The sequence below is a fragment of the Tritonibacter litoralis genome, from assembly GCF_009496005.1.
Lineage (GTDB): Bacteria > Pseudomonadota > Alphaproteobacteria > Rhodobacterales > Rhodobacteraceae > Epibacterium > Epibacterium litoralis.
The window spans coordinates 208,097-223,984 of sequence record NZ_WIBF01000001.1; the positions used below are offsets into that span (position 1 = coordinate 208,097).

Annotated in this window: 13 protein-coding genes; 4 read left to right on the forward strand and 9 right to left on the reverse strand. The window is 59.3% G+C overall.

The window, feature by feature from the left end; genetic code table 11:
* Window positions 1–101: 101 nt before the first annotated feature.
* Window positions 102–1,502, reverse strand: a complete 1,401-nt coding sequence (gene gltX, locus GFB49_RS01025) for a glutamate--tRNA ligase (RefSeq protein WP_153213947.1) — start codon at window positions 1,500–1,502, stop codon at window positions 102–104.
* 92 nt (window positions 1,503–1,594) lie between these two features.
* On the opposite strand from gltX, the gene GFB49_RS01030 reads away from it, so the two are divergent.
* Window positions 1,595–3,640, forward strand: coding sequence for a ComEC/Rec2 family competence protein (locus tag GFB49_RS01030; protein WP_153213948.1), 2,046 nt, complete (start codon window positions 1,595–1,597; stop codon window positions 3,638–3,640).
* Between the two features lie 8 nt (window positions 3,641–3,648).
* Here the strand turns inward: GFB49_RS01030 and lexA are convergent, their stop codons facing one another.
* The 7 genes from lexA to GFB49_RS01065 form a co-directional block, all read right to left on the reverse strand.
* Entirely contained in the window at window positions 3,649–4,344 is a 696-nt protein-coding gene (lexA, locus tag GFB49_RS01035; RefSeq protein ID WP_153213949.1) for a transcriptional repressor LexA, read from the reverse strand.
* Between the two features lie 144 nt (window positions 4,345–4,488).
* Window positions 4,489–5,658, reverse strand: a complete 1,170-nt coding sequence (locus tag GFB49_RS01040) for a molybdopterin molybdotransferase MoeA (RefSeq protein WP_153213950.1) — start codon at window positions 5,656–5,658, stop codon at window positions 4,489–4,491.
* Complete coding sequence (gene moaC, locus GFB49_RS01045; protein ID WP_153213951.1) at window positions 5,659–6,129, reverse strand: cyclic pyranopterin monophosphate synthase MoaC; 471 nt, start codon at window positions 6,127–6,129, stop codon at window positions 5,659–5,661. It abuts the gene before it with no gap.
* Between the two features lie 3 nt (window positions 6,130–6,132).
* Entirely contained in the window at window positions 6,133–6,942 is an 810-nt protein-coding gene (gene trpC, locus GFB49_RS01050) for an indole-3-glycerol phosphate synthase TrpC (RefSeq protein WP_153213952.1), read from the reverse strand.
* A gap of 16 nt (window positions 6,943–6,958) precedes the next feature.
* Window positions 6,959–7,609: a uracil-DNA glycosylase gene (locus tag GFB49_RS01055; protein ID WP_153213953.1), complete on the reverse strand. Its 651-nt coding sequence runs from the start codon at window positions 7,607–7,609 to the stop codon at window positions 6,959–6,961.
* Window positions 7,610–7,660: 51 nt separating this feature from the next.
* Window positions 7,661–8,674, reverse strand: coding sequence for an anthranilate phosphoribosyltransferase (gene trpD / locus GFB49_RS01060; protein WP_153213954.1), 1,014 nt, complete (start codon window positions 8,672–8,674; stop codon window positions 7,661–7,663).
* Window positions 8,671–9,252: an anthranilate synthase component II gene (locus GFB49_RS01065; RefSeq protein WP_153213955.1), complete on the reverse strand. Its 582-nt coding sequence runs from the start codon at window positions 9,250–9,252 to the stop codon at window positions 8,671–8,673. Before GFB49_RS01065 ends, trpD begins: the two co-directional genes overlap by 4 nt.
* Window positions 9,253–9,445: 193 nt before the next feature.
* Between GFB49_RS01065 and GFB49_RS01070 the strand changes: the two genes are divergently transcribed.
* The 3 genes from GFB49_RS01070 to yghX all read left to right on the forward strand — a co-directional run bounded on the left by GFB49_RS01070 (window position 9,446) and on the right by yghX (window position 14,280).
* Complete coding sequence (locus GFB49_RS01070) at window positions 9,446–11,110, forward strand: divergent polysaccharide deacetylase family protein (protein ID WP_153213956.1); 1,665 nt, start codon at window positions 9,446–9,448, stop codon at window positions 11,108–11,110.
* A 169-nt stretch (window positions 11,111–11,279) separates the two neighbouring features.
* A complete protein-coding gene (locus GFB49_RS01075) occupies window positions 11,280–13,157 on the forward strand; it encodes a PhoX family protein (RefSeq protein WP_153213957.1) in 1,878 nt (625 codons plus the stop codon).
* Between the two features lie 220 nt (window positions 13,158–13,377).
* On the forward strand, window positions 13,378–14,280 hold the full coding sequence (gene yghX / locus GFB49_RS01080; RefSeq protein ID WP_153213958.1) for a YghX family hydrolase: 903 nt from the start codon (window positions 13,378–13,380) through the stop codon (window positions 14,278–14,280).
* 89 nt (window positions 14,281–14,369) lie between these two features.
* Here yghX and trpE read toward each other — a convergent pair whose 3' ends face one another.
* A complete protein-coding gene (gene trpE / locus GFB49_RS01085) occupies window positions 14,370–15,881 on the reverse strand; it encodes an anthranilate synthase component I (protein WP_153213959.1) in 1,512 nt (503 codons plus the stop codon).
* Between the last annotated feature and the right edge of the window lie 7 nt (window positions 15,882–15,888).

The following is a 15,888-nucleotide window of genomic DNA, read 5'->3' on the forward strand; positions in this document are numbered from 1 at the left end:
ATGAAAGAAAAATTTCATAGTCCATGCGGGGCAACACCTGCGCGCCACCCGCGCAGGCGATGTGTTAAAGGAGCGGGCTTACTCTCGCGTTAAAGGAGAGGTTATCCCGCTTTGTCATTGATCCGGGCCAGGGTTTCATCGCGGCCCAAAACCATCATCATGTCAAAAACCGAAGGCGTTACCGCCCGTCCGGCCAGCACTGCACGCAAAGGTGCGGCCAGTTTTCCGAACTTGGTTTCGTGCTCCTCAGCGAAGGCGTTGAGTGATGCCTCCAACTCGGTTCGCGTCCAGCTAACATTTTGCAGATGCGGCGTCAATTCGCTCAGTATACCGTCGGATACATTTCTCAGTGCTTTTTCCGCTTTTGCATCGGTCTCAACCGGGCGGGACACCAAGGCAAAGTGAGCCTTTTCAAGGAGTTCCGGGAAAGTCTTGGCCCGGTCTTTGAGACAGAACATTGCCTTTTCCAAATTTTCCGCCTGCGCATCGGTCAGGGCGGGCTGATTGGCCGCAACCAGATAAGCGACAATCTCCTGCCGCAACGCGGCGTCCTCACTTTGAGCGATATGCTGGCCACACAGGTTTTCCAGCTTTTTGGTATCAAAACGGGCCGGGCTTTTGCCGATTCCGTCGAAATTAAACCACTCTTTTGCCTGTGCGTCCGTAAAAAATTCATCATCGCCGTGGGACCAGCCCAAACGCGCCAGATAGTTGCGCATGCCAGCAGCCGGATAGCCCATGGCCTGATATTCCTGCGCGCCCAATGCGCCGTGGCGTTTCGACAGTTTCTTGCCGTCCGCGCCGTGGATCAGCGGAATATGCGCGTATACCGGTAGCGGCCAGCCCATCGCGGTATAGATCATCATCTGACGGGCCGCATTGTTCAGATGGTCATCGCCACGGATCACATGGGTTACACCCATGTCATGGTCATCCACCACAACAGCCAGCATATAGACCGGTGTGCCGTCAGAGCGCAGCAGGATCATATCATCCAGCTGCTGGTTCTTGATCGTCACCTCACCCTGAACCTCGTCCCGGATCACGGTTTCACCGTCCTGGGGCGCTTTGATCCGCACCACAAAAGGCGCATCCGGATGAGTCGCAGGATCAGCATCACGCCAGGGCGAGCGGTAGAGCGTCGATTTCCCTTCAGCCTTGGCCTGGTCGCGGAAGGCTGCAATCTCTTCCTGGGTTGCGAAACATTTGTAGGCCTTGCCCTCGGCCAGCAGCTGGTTGGCGACCTCGGCATGACGGTCGGCACGGGCAAATTGGCTGATCACTTCGCCATCATGATCCAAGCCCAGCCACGCCATGCCTTGCAAAATGGCTGCCGTGGCTTCGGGCGTGGAGCGTTCGCGGTCGGTGTCTTCGATCCGCAGTAGGAACTTGCCGCCGCGGCCACGGGCATAAAGCCAGTTAAACAGCGCGGTGCGCGCGCCGCCAATGTGAAGAAAGCCGGTGGGCGAGGGGGCGAAGCGGGTGACGACCGGTTGGGACATGTCGGGAATTAACCTTTCGGAAACCATGAGAGGCGAGACTAGCAGCCTGTGATTTTCTGCCTGTCTACCCACACGCTCACGCAGGAGCAAGCATGCGGATTGGAACGGCCCTTCTGGAGAGCTGGAATTTGCAACAGGGACATCTGTTTCCCTGGTCTGCGGTTTGCTTTGCTGCCGGGGTTGGATTGTATTTCCAGTGGCCGGTGGAACCTGGCCCTTGGGTCTGGGTCGGGATGTGCGGGTTTCTGGGTCTTGGTCTGGGCGCTTTGATCTTCGCCTCGGTCCGAACCGTCGGCTGGTTGCTTGTCTTGGCGGTGGCCGGGTTTGGAGCCGGGGCTCTGCGGGCTCATTGGGTCGCCGCGCCGGTGTTGGAGTTTCGCTATTATGGTTCGGTTGAGGGGCGTCTAATCGCTGTGGACCGCTCCCAAAGCGACGCATTACGGCTGACGCTGGATCAAGTGCGCCTGTCGCGGATGTCCGCTGAGCGCACGCCGGCCAAAGTGCGGATTGCGCTGCGCGAACTGGACAGGCCGCCCCCTATCGGTGCCCATGTCATGACAACGGCGCATTTGGCTCCGGCGGGTGGCCCGGTGGAGCCCGGCGGATTTGATTTCAGGCGTCATCTTTGGTTCCTTGGGATCGGTGCTGTGGGATACAGCCGCGTCCCCGTTTTGATGAGCGCTCCACCCGGCGGGGAACTGTGGGTCGCGCGGTTTCGCGCTAAAATTACCCGCGCGCTGCACGACCGGCTGCCTGGCGCAGGCGGCGCAGTGGCAGCAGCGATCTTGACCGGGGACCGCAGTGGACTGGGCGCGCAAACGGTGGAGGATCTGCGGGCCAGCAATCTGGCGCATCTTTTGGCAATTTCCGGCCTTCATATGGGGTTGCTGACAGGTGTGGTCTTTGCCGCTGCGCGCATGGCGCTGGTGATTGTTGGGATGATCACAGGCCTTCGCATCAGGGCCAAGAAATCCGCCGCGGCATTGGCCCTTGTGGCGGCCAGCCTGTATCTGCTGATCTCTGGCGGCAATGTGGCGACCGAGCGCGCCTTTGTCATGGTCGCGGTCATTATGGTTGCGGTCTTGCTGGAACGCCGCGCCTTGACGTTGCGGTCGGTGGCCTTGGCTGCGTTGATCGTTTTGACCCATCGCCCGGAAAGCCTGCTGAGCCCTGGGTTTCAGATGAGTTTTGCGGCCACCACGGCATTGGTTGCGGTGTTTGGGCATCTGCGCCACCACAATTGGAATATAGGCCCGCGTTGGGCCCGACCTCTTCTGATCCTGTTGATGTCATCGGCTGTCGCGGGGCTGGCCACGGCCCCCTATGGGGCGGCGCATTTTAATACGCTGTCCCATTATGGGTTGTTGGCCAATCTCCTGGCGGTGCCGGTTATGGGCGGGCTGGTCATGCCCGCCGCCGTGGCAGCCGTTGTAATGCTACCATTTGGAGCTGAAGGGATCGCCCTGAGGGCAATGGTCCAAGGGCTGGAGTGGATCCTGGGCGTGGCGCAGTTTGTGTCCCATCTGCCCAATCCTCAAAGCTTTGTTGCGCAACCGTCTCAATCCATCGTGCTGGTTTTGACCGCTGGCGCGATTTTTGTGGCCTTGTGGCAGGGCAAAGGTCGGTTGGTTGGTGTCGCCGTTGTGGTCCTGGCCCTGTGCATGTGGCAACGGGTTGAGCGGCCCTGGATCTTGATCGCCGAAGACGGCGGTTTGGTGGGGGTGATGGACGGCACGCATCGGGTCCTGTCCAAGGCCAAGGGCAGTGGATTTCCGGCCAAGGTCTGGTTGGAAAACGACGGAAAGCCGCAGTCGCAACCCGAGGCTGCCAGCGATTGGGCCCAAGCCAATCCGGGCATCATACCGATTCGCGGAAAACGGGCCGCAGAGGCGTTCCTTGGGTGTGAGGGGGATTGGCTGGTGGTGAGCAATCAGCCACTGTCTGACCAAGGGATTGCCCCCCATTGTCTGATACTGGATCCAACCGTTCTGCGGCAGACGGGCAGTGTCTCCATCGACCAAAGCGGGCAGATCACAACCTCCCGCAGCCAAACGGGTCTGCGCTTATGGAGCCCGTCCAAATGGCACGGCACCGTGGATCCATTGGCGGGGCAAAAAATCCCCGTACCAGAGCAATAGCTTCGGGTTTAGTAGCTGCGGATGAGGCCCACCAGACGACCCTGAATACGCACCATATGAGAGGGGTATTTCTGTGTCGGATAGGCGGGGTTCTCCGCCTCAAGCGAGATCTGATCGCCGGTGCGGTAGAAGCGTTTCAGAGTTGCTTCCTGATCTTCGACAAGAGCCACGACGATATCACCGTTATCCGCGTGCGAGGTTTCGCGGATAACCACGATGTCGCCATCGTTGATGCCCGCGTTGACCATCGAGTCGCCCTTAACCTCAAGCGCGAAATGCTGGGCGGTGGACGACAGCATCGCGGTCGGCACCGCCACCTGATGCGAAACCTCGCTGATGGCAGAAATCGGCACACCCGCCGCAATACGCCCCATCACCGGCAGTTCAATCGCGCCCGCCATCATCTCATCCACCTTGGGGCGGGCGGGGGTGTCGGGCTTGCCGCCATCGACAACATCCAACTGCGGCGGCTGGACATCACCGCCCATGCTTTCCGGGAGTTTGATAATCTCAATCGCGCGGGCCCGATGGGCCAAACGTCGGATAAAGCCACGCTCTTCCAAAGCGGTGATCAACCGGTGGATCCCGGATTTGGACCGCAAATCTAGCGCCACCTTCATTTCATCAAAGCTTGGGGGAACCCCGTCCCGCTGGAGGCGTTTGTGAATAAAGTCCAACAAATCCAACTGCTTCTTGGTGAGCATGCGGGCCTCGCCTGTTTGTCTGTTGTGTGTCCGTGTCTCATTTTGTTCTACGCATGTTCCTGTTTTGTGTCAACCGTTCTCCTGTGGATAAACCAAAAAACCGCCCCCAAAGGGACGGTTTGGCAACGGGTTACGGAGTTTCACTTAGCCCAGCGGCATATATTCCACGGTCTCACCTGCGTCGCGGGCCGTGTCATGCGGTGGACGGATCAACAGCGCATTGGCGCTGGCCAGAACCGATAGAAGGGCGCTGTCCTGGTTCGGGCAGGGCGTAATCCCCTCGGGCGACAGGATTGCGCGCATGTAATGGGCACGAGGGCCATTGTCAGACAGGGGTTCCAAAAGAGGGGCTGATTTGACCGTTGCCGCAATCGGAAGACCCAGCATGCGATGAACCACAGGTGCCAGGAACACATGGCCGCAGACCATGGCCGACACCGGATTGCCGGGCAGGCCGATCATGGCGGCATCGCCCATTCGTCCGCCCATCAACGGTTTTCCGGGGCGCATGGCAACCTTGTAGAAGGACTGCTCCAACCCCAGTTCCTGCGCCACGTGCCCCACAAGATCATGATCGCCGACCGAGGCACCGCCAATGGTCACCACCAGATCCGCGCCATCCGCAAGGCCAAAGGCCGCCCGCAGCGCGGGTTTATCATCGCGGGCAATCGGCAACATACGGACCGAGGCACCGATCTCTTCCAACAGGGCCTTCAGGCCAAAGGTGTTGGAGGCAATGATTTGATCCGGACCGGGGGTTTCGCCGGGCATCACCAGCTCATCCCCGGTGGACATCAGCGCAATGTCAGGCTTGCGGCGCACCGGAACCGTGGCGATGTTCATCGCCGCGAGCAGCGCAATATCCGCCGGCGCCAGACGTTTTGGGGCCGCCACCACATCGCCGATTTTGAAATCGCCGCCCGCAGGGCGAATGTTATCGCCGCCGGGTTGGTCCATGATGGTGATCAGATTGCCCTTGCGGTCCACGTCTTCCTGAATGACCACAAAACTGGCACCCTCAGGCACCGGCGCGCCGGTAAAGATCCGAACCGCCTGACCCGCGCCGACACGGCCCGGAAACCCATGGCCTGCGGCGGCTTCGCCGATGACCTTGAACATGGCGTGCAGCTCAACCTCGGCCTTGTTCACCGCATAGCCATCCATCGCCGAGGCCGCAAACGGGGGTTGGTCGCGATTGGCGGTCAGATCCTCGGCCAACACCCGCCCTGCAGCCTCAGCCAGGGGGACATGTTCAACCTCAAGCGGGGTGACCAGATCAAGCAGGTGGTCCAGAGCTTCGCTGACGGGGATCATTTACGCCTCGTACCGTCCTGATTTGCCGCCATCTTTCAACGTAACGCGCACGCCGCCGATTTCCATGGCTTTGTCGGCGGCCTTGCACATGTCATAGACCGTCAGTGCGGCGGTGGAGACGGCGGTGAGTGCTTCCATCTCGACCCCGGTTTGGCCGGTTGTTTTGACGGTAGCCGCGATGTGCACACCGGGCAGGTCGGGATCAAGGGTCAGCTCGACCGCGACTTTTGTCACCGGCAACGGGTGACACAGCGGGATCAGATCGGGGGTCTTCTTGGCCCCCATAATGCCAGCCAGACGCGCAACCCCCAGAACGTCGCCCTTTTTGGCGCGCCCGTCCGAGATGATGTCAAAGGTCGCCTGGGCCATTTTGACAAATCCCTCGGCGGTGGCGATACGCGATGTCACCGCCTTGTCTGAGACATCCACCATATGGGCGTCGCCCTTTTGATCGAAGTGGGTCAAAGCCATGGATTACGCTCCGGGTTGGGCGGGATTTGCCAGCAGATCATGGGTTGCTTTGGCCACATCCTCCTGACGCATCAGGCTTTCACCGATCAGGAAGCTGCGCGCGCCATAACGCGACATATCCGCCAGATCCGCTGGCGTAAACAACCCGCTTTCGCAGACGATGGTGCGGTCGGCGGGTACTTGTTTTGACAGGGTGCGCGTGGTGTCCAGCGTTGTCTCAAAGGTTTTCAGATTGCGGTTGTTGATCCCCATCAGGGGAGATTTCAGTTCGCAGGCGCGTTCCAGCTCTTCGGCGTTATGCACCTCCAGCAGCACATCCATTCCCCATTCAAAGGCGCAGGCTTCCAGTTCGGCCGCTTGGGCGTCTGACACGGATGCCAGAATGATCAGGATACAATCCGCATTCAGCGCGCGGGCCTCTGCCACCTGATAGGTGTCATACATAAAGTCCTTGCGCAGCGCGGGCAGGGAACAGGCGGCACGTGCATTGACCAAGAATTCTTTGGCACCCTGAAAACTGGGCGTGTCGGTCAGAACCGACAGGCAGGTTGCGCCACCGGCCTCGTAGGCCTGGGCAATGGCGACGGGATCAAAATCCGGACGGATGAGCCCTTTGGACGGGCTGGCTTTCTTGACCTCGGCGATCAGACCATAGCCCTGGCGACTGGCGGTGATCAGACGATCTGCAAAGCCTCGCACCGGGTCGGCGGCGTGGGCCTCGGCCTCTACTTCAGCCAGTGGTTTGGCCGCTTTGTCGGCGGCGACTTCCTCAAGCTTATAGGCTTTGATCTTGTCGAGCACATTTTCAGTCATGGCGCGGCCTTTCGGATTATTGGCTCCAGTCGATGGGCGGGTGCCCCTGTTGGGTAAGCCAGTCGTTCACATTTGAAAAGGGGCGAGAGCCGAAAAAGCCGCGCCGGGCCGAAAGCGGCGAGGGATGTGCGGATTTCAGGATCAGGTGGGTGTCGCCCTGGATGAATTTTGCGAGCTTTTGTGCCGTGTTACCCCAGAGAATGAAAGCGGTGGGGCGGGCTGAGCATTGCTCCAGTATCTGATGCACCAAAGGAGCCCAGCCGAGCCGTTTGTGACCATCTGCCTCACCTGCAGGAACCGAGAGCGCGGTGTTGAGCAACAGGACGCCTTGTTTTGCCCAGCCGCGTAGATCTCCGTTTGGACGTGAGATGTTAAGGTCCGCCTCTAGCTCTTTGTGAATATTGGACAAGGAGCGCGGCAAGGGACGCACATTCGGTTCAACCGAAAAGGCAAGACCATGGGCGTGGCCCGGTGTCGGATAGGGGTCCTGGCCAAGAATAACCACATGCGTATCAGCGGGCGACGTGAGGTCCAGCGCGGCAAAGCGCTGCGCATTTGGCGGCAGGATCTGGCGCGTCTCTGCGTCGAGTTCGGACTGAATGCGGGGCCAGTCTGATTTAAAAAACGGCAGATGGGACCAGGCGGCGGGAAGGCTGTGGGATGTCATTGGAACGATGATCTCTCCCCTGCGGATGGACGCATCTGCAGGGGATCTGGATTAACCTGTGGTCAGGGCTGCCAAGGCTTCAACCTTGGCTTTGGCGGCACCGCTGTCGATGCTTTCGCGTGCCATTTCTGCGCCTTGCGTCAAAGAGCTCGCCTTGTCCGCCACCACCAACGCGGCTGCTGTGTTCAACACAACAGCGTCGCGATAGGCCGAAGCCTCGCCTGCCAGAAGCGCGCGGAAGGCAACCGCGTTTTCTTCGGGCGTGCCGCCGATGATTGCCTCAAACGGATGTACGGGAAGGCCAGCATCCTCAGGGTGGATTTCAAATTCCCGCACCGCGCCGTCTTCGACCGCAGCAACCCAAGAGGTGCCGGTGATCGTCAGCTCATCCGTGCCGTCGGAGCCATGCACCAGCCAAGCCTTTTCCGAGCCAAGCGCCAGAAGCGTGTCCGCCATGGGACGGATCAGATCCTTGGTGAACGCACCGGTCAGCTGGCGGGTCACACCGGCGGGATTGGTGAGCGGGCCGAGAATGTTGAAAATCGTCCGCGTGCCAAGTTCCTGCCGGGTTGGCATGACGTGGGCCACAGCCGGGTGGTGAACCGGCGCCATCAAGAAGCCGATTCCGACCTCGTTGATTGCACGTTCCATCACAGAAGCGCCCGCCATCACGTTGATTCCCATTTGAGATTGCAGATCGGCGGTGCCAGATTTCGAGGACAGGTTTCTGTTGCCATGCTTGGCAACAACAACTCCTGCGCCAGCAGCGACAAACGCAGTCGCCGTCGAGATGTTCAGGGTGTTTTTACCATCACCGCCGGTGCCAACAATGTCCATCGCGCCCTTGGGGGCGGTTACGGCGTTGCATTTGGCGCGCATGACGGCAGCGGCAGCGGCGTATTCTTCAACCGTTTCCCCGCGGGTGCGCAGGGCCATCAGCAATCCACCAATCTGGCTGGGGGTTGCTTCGCCCTCAAACAAAATACCAAAGGCCTGTTCTGCCTCGGCGCGGGTAAGCGGGCGGTCGGCGGCGGCTCCGATCAGCGGTTTCAGCGCGTTACTCATGCCGGGACTTTCATTTCGGACAGGAAGTTTTTCAGCAGTGCATGGCCATGTTCCGAGGCAATCGATTCCGGGTGGAATTGCACGCCGTGGATCGGTAGTTCCTTGTGCTGGAGGCCCATGATGGTGCCGTCTTCCAGCTCAGCCGTGATTTCCAGACACTCAGGCAGCGTTTCGCGTTCGACAATCAGAGAATGGTAACGTGTCGCCTCAAACGGGGAGGGCAGCCCGGCAAAGAGGCCAGTTCCCGAGTGCTTCATCGTGCCCATCTTGCCATGAACGATCTCATGGCAGCGAACCACATTGCCGCCAAAGGACTGACCAATGGTCTGATGGCCCAGGCAAACCCCCATAAGCGGTGTACGGGTTTCGGCGGCGGCTTCGACCATGGCCAGACAAATGCCCGCCTGATCTGGGTCACAAGGGCCGGGCGATAAAAGGATCGCGGCAGGGTTCAACGCCATGGCTTCCTGCACATCCAGCGCGTCGTTCCGATGCACCTGAACATCGGCCCCCAACTCTCCCAGATAATGGACGAGGTTGTAGGTAAAGGAATCGTAGTTGTCGATTAGCAGCAGCATGGATGGCAGCCTCGTTTTTGGCTGGCGGGCAGGGGCCTCACCGCAGTATAGTCGTTCCAACATAAATGTTCAGGGATAGGCGGCAGCGTCAAGGGCAGTTCAGACTGTGAAAGCTGCATAAACGGTGCAAAGCCTGTAAAAAGGCTTTGTGGCCAGTCGACACCTTGGCCCAGTGACGAGAGGCATAAGAGCGATGCGGGGATTTTTGGGAGGCGCTGCAATTGGCGCGTTGGTCTCAGGGCTTGGCGCGGCTCTGGCGTCTTTGGCGGTGCCATTGCCCCAGACGATTGAAGTGTCGAGCGAAAACCCGCCGGTAAGCGATGCTCCTGAGGTGGAGACACCGGTACCCGTTGAGCCGGTGTCCCGTGATGCCGATCTGGTGGAGGTTGTACCCGTTGCCCCAAAGGATGAGCCAAGCGGCGACAGTTTGGCGGCTTTGGATCCATCTGCTTTGGCGCCAGCCGCAAGGCCTGACATTGGTGGCGCGACGCAACAGCTGGAGACCGCAGTGCTGTCAACGCCGGTCACACCAGACGTGGGACAGGGCGCGACAGAGCCTGTGTTGAACCTGGGCGCAGGCCTTGCCTCCCCAGATGCGCCGGTTCAGGACGCGCAGCCCGAAGTGGAAACCGCAGCGCCCGCGCCGCTTCCGCCGGAACCAGAACCGATTGATCCTGAGCCAACCGAGACTGAGGTGGTTGTCGGGGAGCTTGCCCCTGAGCCGCCGACCTCGGCAATTCAAGCCCCGGAGACACAAGACCCTGAACCTGTGCGCCCAGAAGAAACAGAGGCGCAACCCGCGCCTGTTGAGGATGCTGTCGTAGAAGACGCCCCTGCGGCCCCGGATGAACCTGTTGATGCTGTGCCAGTCATCGTGGAAAATGACGTGCCCGCAATCCCACCCGCGCCCGAGACACAGCCGGTTGCACCGCAAATCGCCGTGACGTCCCCCGAGATCGCAGCGCCATCGTTGGGCGCGGGCTTGCCTGGCCTGACGCTGCCGCAAGTAACCGAACAACCAGCTGTTCGGACCCTGCCTGATACAGAAGGCGCGGCTCAGTCCGACGAAGCCGCAACAGAAAACCGCCCCCGAGTGGGCACGCCGGGTGTTCAATTGGGCACCGCTGATAACACATCGGACCAAGGCACGACGTCCACCTCTGATGCAGACCTAAGTTTGCCTGCGTTTGTGCGCAATTCCGAAGAATTCATCGCGCTGGATGATCGCCCCTTGATGTCGATTGTTTTGTTGGATGAGGTGGACGGAACTGGTGCGGAGGCCTTGGAAGACTTCCCCTATCCGCTGAGCTTTGCGATTCGGGCGGATGATCCCAATGCCACAGCCAAGGTCCAAGCGCGGCGCGATGCCGGGTTTGAAGTGCTGATGCTGGTGGATCTGCCCCGTGATGCCGGGCCGAAAGAGGCCGAATCTGCAATGGAGCTTTGGACTCCGGCCATGCCGCTGGCGGTTGGGGTGCTGGAAGGGGTCGACACCGGCTTTCAGGGCAATCGCGCCTTGGCCGATCAGATGGCTGCAGTGGTGGCCGATTCAGGTTTGGGCTTGGTAACCCAAGCAAAAGGGCTGAATACGGTGCAGAAATTGGCCCAAAAAGACGGCGTGCCGTCGGGCGTGGTGTTTCGCGACTTTGACGGCGCCGGACAAGATCCGCGCGCGATCCGCCGTTTTCTGGATCAGGCTGCATTTCGTGCAGGCCAGGAAGGCGCGGTGATTATGCTGGGTCGTCTCAAACCAAACACGATTTCGGCATTGCTATTGTGGGGTCTGCAGGATCGCGCTAGCCGGGTGCAATTGGCCCCGGTGTCCGCAAGCCTCAAAACCGGTCTAAACACACAATAAGGCAGGGTCATAACAGGTTTTGCCCGTTTTTATCCGCCGTGAATTGCCCCGGTCCAGACGCATCTGAGCCGGGCAAATTATCAACGTATTCTAGACCGGACGTCATAAAACTTTCGCACCCAAAGCTTAGGCCATCCCCACCTAGTTCACATTAGCCAGGGGAAGTAAAATGGCCGATAAACGTGTAGATTTGTCGTGGGACGAGTGGGACGAATTGAACGACCCGCGCCCGAGTGAAAACGAGTTTGACCAAGTTGTTGAAGAAGCGCTGACCCGTCGTGGGTTCCTGAGCGGCATCGTCGCATTTGGTTCCGGCGCAGCTGTTATGGGCACCGGCGCTCTGCTGTCCTCTACAGCCGAAGCGGCCACCACCAGCCGTTTTGCGTTCAAGCCGATCGAAATCGCGACCGACGCAACCGTACACGTTCCAGAAGGTTACACCTGGGACATCCTGACCCGCTGGGGTGATCCGCTGTTCTCGGATGCGCCAGAATTCAGCCACGAGACCGGTGGTGACGCCGTGTCCGACCGCATCTTTGGTGAAAACACCGACGGCATGGAGCTGTTCGAGGTGGGTGACAAGCAGCTGATCGCTGTAAACCACGAATATCTGAACCCCAAGCTGAACCTGCCGAAAAACGAAGACGGCAAGCCGACATCCGCAGACGAAGTGAAAAAACTGCAGAACTTGCAGGGCGTCACCGTCATGGAAGTTGAAGAAACAGGTGACGGCTGGAAAGTTGTTCTGGACAGCGCGTATAACCGCCGCATCCACCACAACACACCGATGCGCATCGCAGGTCCGGCAGCTGGTCACGACATGCTGAAAACCGCAGCGGATCCAGAAGGCATCGAAGTTCTGGGCACCATGAACAACTGTGGTTCCGGCAAGACCCCTTGGGGCACTTACCTGACCTGTGAAGAGAACTTCAACGGCTACTTCGGCTCCACCGACGCAGCATTTGAACAAACGCCTGGTTTCAAGCGTTACGGCATCAAAGGTGAGAGCCGTTACGACTATGAAAAATTCGACGAGCGTTATGACCTGTCGAAAAACCCGAACGAGCCGAACCGTTTTGGTTACATCGTTGAAATCGACCCAACCAACCCCGACAGCAAGCCCGTTAAGCGCACCGCGCTGGGTCGTTTCAAGCACGAGAACGCCGAAGTCGTCATCGCAAAAGACGGCCGTATCGTTGTCTATCTGGGCGACGACGAGCGTGGCGAATACCTGTACCGCTTTGTCTCCAAAGGCGTCTACCAGCCAGGTGGCGACACTGACAACCTGCTGGATGAAGGCACATTGTATGTGGCCAAGTTCCACGCAGACGGCAAAGGCCGCTGGCTGCCGCTGACGCCGGAAACCACTGGCATGGATGAAGTTGAAATCTACATCCACACCCGTATGGCAGCCTCTGCCGCAGGTGGCACCACTATGGACCGTCCTGAGTGGGTTGCAGCCAACCCGATCGCGGTTGAAGCCTATTGCGCGCTGACCAACAACAAAAACCGTGGCGTCAAGCCGAACGCTGGTGGCGACGACACTTCGCCAAACGCTGTTAACCCGCGTGAAGCCAACAACTATGGTCAAATCGTTCGCTGGACCCCTGCGGATGAAGACTATGCTGCCGACACCTTTGACTGGGATCTCTATGTCATGGCCGGCAACCCGAACGTGCACGGCGATGAATATGCGGGTTCCGCAAACATCCACCCGGGCAACATGTTCAACTCGCCCGATGGTATGGCGTTTGACACCGCAGGTCTGCTGTGGATCCAGACCGACGGTAACTTCAAAAACGAAGGCGATTTTGAAGGTCAGGGCAACAATCAAATGCTGGTTGGCGACCCTGTGACCGGCGAAATCGTACGCTTCATGACCGTGCCTTACGGCGCCGAAGTCACCGGCCTGTGCTGGTCTGCAGACCGTCGCTCGATGTTTGTTGGCATCCAGCACCCTGCGGCACCTTTCCCGGACGGCGAAGGCAAGCTGGCGCGTTCCTCCGTTGTGGTGGTCAAGCGTGAAGACGGCGGCCTGGTCGGCTAAGCCACTTTTGCTTCAAGGAAAAAACGGCGCGTCCCCAGTGGGGCGCGCTTTTTTGTGAGAGTACGCGTGCCAAGGGCAGTTCGTTGCGCCGTAACTGGACCTCGGAACATTTAACCCGGCTGATCTGCGCGACACAAATGTCTGCCTGCCACCAAAATGTGAGAATTGCGACAACTGCGCCGTGGTATTCTCGGACCCAGTCAAACCGGGAGAGGCTGCAATGACCAGCGAGACCAACACGCGTAAAAAAGCCAGTGATTTTGATCAACGGATCCTTGAGATCTTTGATGGCTATGTGCATGGCAAAATCAGCAAACGAGAGTTTATGATACAGGCCGGGCGTTATGCTGCGGCAGGCGTCACCGGCGCAATGCTGTTGGAGCAGCTGCAGCCGAATTATGCTTGGGCCGAACAGGTTCCTGCCGATGATCCCGCCATCGAAACCAATTGGGTTGAATATCAAAGCCCCGAAGGTCACGGCACCATAAAAGGCCTGATGGCCAAGCCGGCCGGTGTCACGGGCAAGCTGCCCGCAGTTCTGGTTGTCCATGAGAACCGAGGGCTAAACCCCTATATTCAGGATGTCGTGCGCCGCGCCGCAAAAGCAGGCTATATGGCGTTCGGCCCGGATGGTCTGTCTCCCCTCGGCGGCTACCCTGGTACCGACGAAGAGGGCCGCGCCATGCAAAAGAGCATGGACCGTGCCAAATTGATGGAAGATTTCTTTGCGGCTTTTGAATTTCTGCGGAATCACGCGGACTCAACCGGCAAAGTTGGCGCGGTTGGCTTCTGCTATGGCGGTGGCGTGTGTAATGCCTTGGCCGTAGCCTATCCAGACCTCGCAGCCTCGGTTCCCTTTTACGGGCGTCAACCCGCCGCCGAAGACGTCCCCGCCATCCGGGCCCCGCTGATGATCCAATACGCCGGGCTCGACACACGGATCAATGCAGGTTGGGAGGCTTATTCAGCCGCATTGCGCGAGCATCAAAAAGCCTTCACGGTGCATTTCTACCCGGACGTGAACCACGGGTTTCACAATGACACCACCCCGCGCTACGACGAAGAGGCTGCAACCTTGGCCTGGGACCGGACGCTGGAATTCTTTGCGGACAATCTGCGCTAAACCCCGCCAGGGACAAAAAGGGCGCGGCTGTGTGCCACGCCCTTTCATCTTTTCTCAAATACTTCCGCCGGAGGCTCCCCAGCTTTGCCTCAAGAGTTGCCGCCGCGAGTAAAACGGGCGGCATCTGCAGCCGCGCGACGGATTGCGTTGGATTTGTGAACGGTCTCCATATACTCCGCTTCGGGATCGCTGTCGTAGACAACGCCACCGCCAGCCTGAATAAAGAGCTTTTGATCCTTCACAATCGCAGTCCTCAAGGCGATACACATGTCCATGTCGCCCCCGGCTGAGAAATACCCAACGCCCCCGCCATAAACGCCGCGTTTTTCGGGCTCCAACTCGTCAATGATCTCCATCGCGCGCACTTTTGGCGCGCCAGAGACGGTGCCGGCAGGCATGCCCGCAAAAAACGCATCCAGCGCATCCTTGCCCTCAGCCAGCTCTCCGACCACGTTGGAGACGATGTGCATCACATGGCTGTAGCGTTCGATAATGAACTCTTCGGTCGGCTTGACGGTGCCAATTTTGGCCACGCGTCCCACATCGTTGCGGCCCAGATCCAGCAGCATCAGATGTTCGGCCAGCTCTTTTTTGTCGGCCAGCAGATCCAGTTCGTGTGCCTTGTCCTCTTCGGGGGTGGCACCACGGGGGCGGGTGCCGGCGATGGGGCGAATGGTGACCTCATTGCCGAAGACCCGCACTAGGATCTCGGGCGAGGCCCCCACAACCTGAAAACCGCCAAAATTAAAATAGAACATAAACGGCGACGGGTTGGTGCGACGTAAGGACCGGTAGAGCGCAAAAGGCGGCAGCGGGAAATCATGGGTCCAGCGCTGCGCCGGCACCACCTGAAAGATATCGCCTGCGCGGATGTATTCCTTGGCCTTTTCAACCGCTTCCATGTAACCGGATTTGGTGAAATTCGACACGGGTTCCCCCACGTCCTGACTGTCGCCGAGATCGCGGGTGGCCTCGGGCATGGAACGTTCCAGATCCCGCACGGCGTCCATCACCCGTTCGGACGCCTGAGCATAGGCCGCCTTGGAGCTTTGTTCGCCTGAATTCCAGACCGGTGACACCACGGTGACTTCCCCTTTGACACCGTCCAGAACGGCGATCACCGACGGGCGCATCATCACCGCATCGGGCAGGCCAAGCGGGTCGGGGTTCACATTGGGCAGCACCTCCACATGGCGCACCATGTCATAGCCGAGATAGCCAAAAAGCCCGGCCGCCGCCTGTGGCAGATCTGCAGGCAGATCGATTTTGCTTTCGGCCAGAAGATCGCGCAGATTGTCGAGCGGGTTGCCGGCCTGCGGTTCAAACGCATCCTCATCAAACCGGGCGTTGCGGTTCAGTTCCGAGGCTTTGCCACGCGAGCGCCAGACCAGATCCGGCTTCATGCCAATGATGGAATACCGTCCGCGCACCTCACCACCGGTGACTGATTCCAGCATAAACGCATCTTTTTGCGCGCCGGTCAGCTTGAGCATCAGCGACACAGGTGTGTCCAGATCTGCCGCTAGCCGGGTATAGACAACTTGGTTTTCACCGCGTGCATAAGCGTCCGTGAACGCCGCGAATTCAGGTGTCAGAGCCATGTTACGT

What these genes read in the sequence shown, in the direction of transcription:
- GFB49_RS01065 (WP_153213955.1), bottom strand. Translation starts at nt 9,252, where the DNA reads ATGCTGCTGCTAATCGACAACTACGATTCCTTTACCTACAACCTCGTC.
- GFB49_RS01040 (WP_153213950.1), bottom strand. Translation starts at nt 5,658, where the DNA reads ATGATCCCCGTCAGCGAAGCTCTGGACCACCTGCTTGATCTGGTCACC.
- gltX (WP_153213947.1), bottom strand. Translation starts at nt 1,502, where the DNA reads ATGTCCCAACCGGTCGTCACCCGCTTCGCCCCCTCGCCCACCGGCTTT.
- trpE (WP_153213959.1), bottom strand. Translation starts at nt 15,881, where the DNA reads ATGGCTCTGACACCTGAATTCGCGGCGTTCACGGACGCTTATGCACGC.
- GFB49_RS01030 (WP_153213948.1), top strand. Translation starts at nt 1,595, where the DNA reads ATGCGGATTGGAACGGCCCTTCTGGAGAGCTGGAATTTGCAACAGGGA.
- GFB49_RS01075 (WP_153213957.1), top strand. Translation starts at nt 11,280, where the DNA reads ATGGCCGATAAACGTGTAGATTTGTCGTGGGACGAGTGGGACGAATTG.
- yghX (WP_153213958.1), top strand. Translation starts at nt 13,378, where the DNA reads ATGACCAGCGAGACCAACACGCGTAAAAAAGCCAGTGATTTTGATCAA.
- moaC (WP_153213951.1), bottom strand. Translation starts at nt 6,129, where the DNA reads ATGGCTTTGACCCACTTCGATCAAAAGGGCGACGCCCATATGGTGGAT.
- GFB49_RS01070 (WP_153213956.1), top strand. Translation starts at nt 9,446, where the DNA reads ATGCGGGGATTTTTGGGAGGCGCTGCAATTGGCGCGTTGGTCTCAGGG.
- trpD (WP_153213954.1), bottom strand. Translation starts at nt 8,674, where the DNA reads ATGAGTAACGCGCTGAAACCGCTGATCGGAGCCGCCGCCGACCGCCCG.
- GFB49_RS01055 (WP_153213953.1), bottom strand. Translation starts at nt 7,609, where the DNA reads ATGACATCCCACAGCCTTCCCGCCGCCTGGTCCCATCTGCCGTTTTTT.
- lexA (WP_153213949.1), bottom strand. Translation starts at nt 4,344, where the DNA reads ATGCTCACCAAGAAGCAGTTGGATTTGTTGGACTTTATTCACAAACGC.
- trpC (WP_153213952.1), bottom strand. Translation starts at nt 6,942, where the DNA reads ATGACTGAAAATGTGCTCGACAAGATCAAAGCCTATAAGCTTGAGGAA.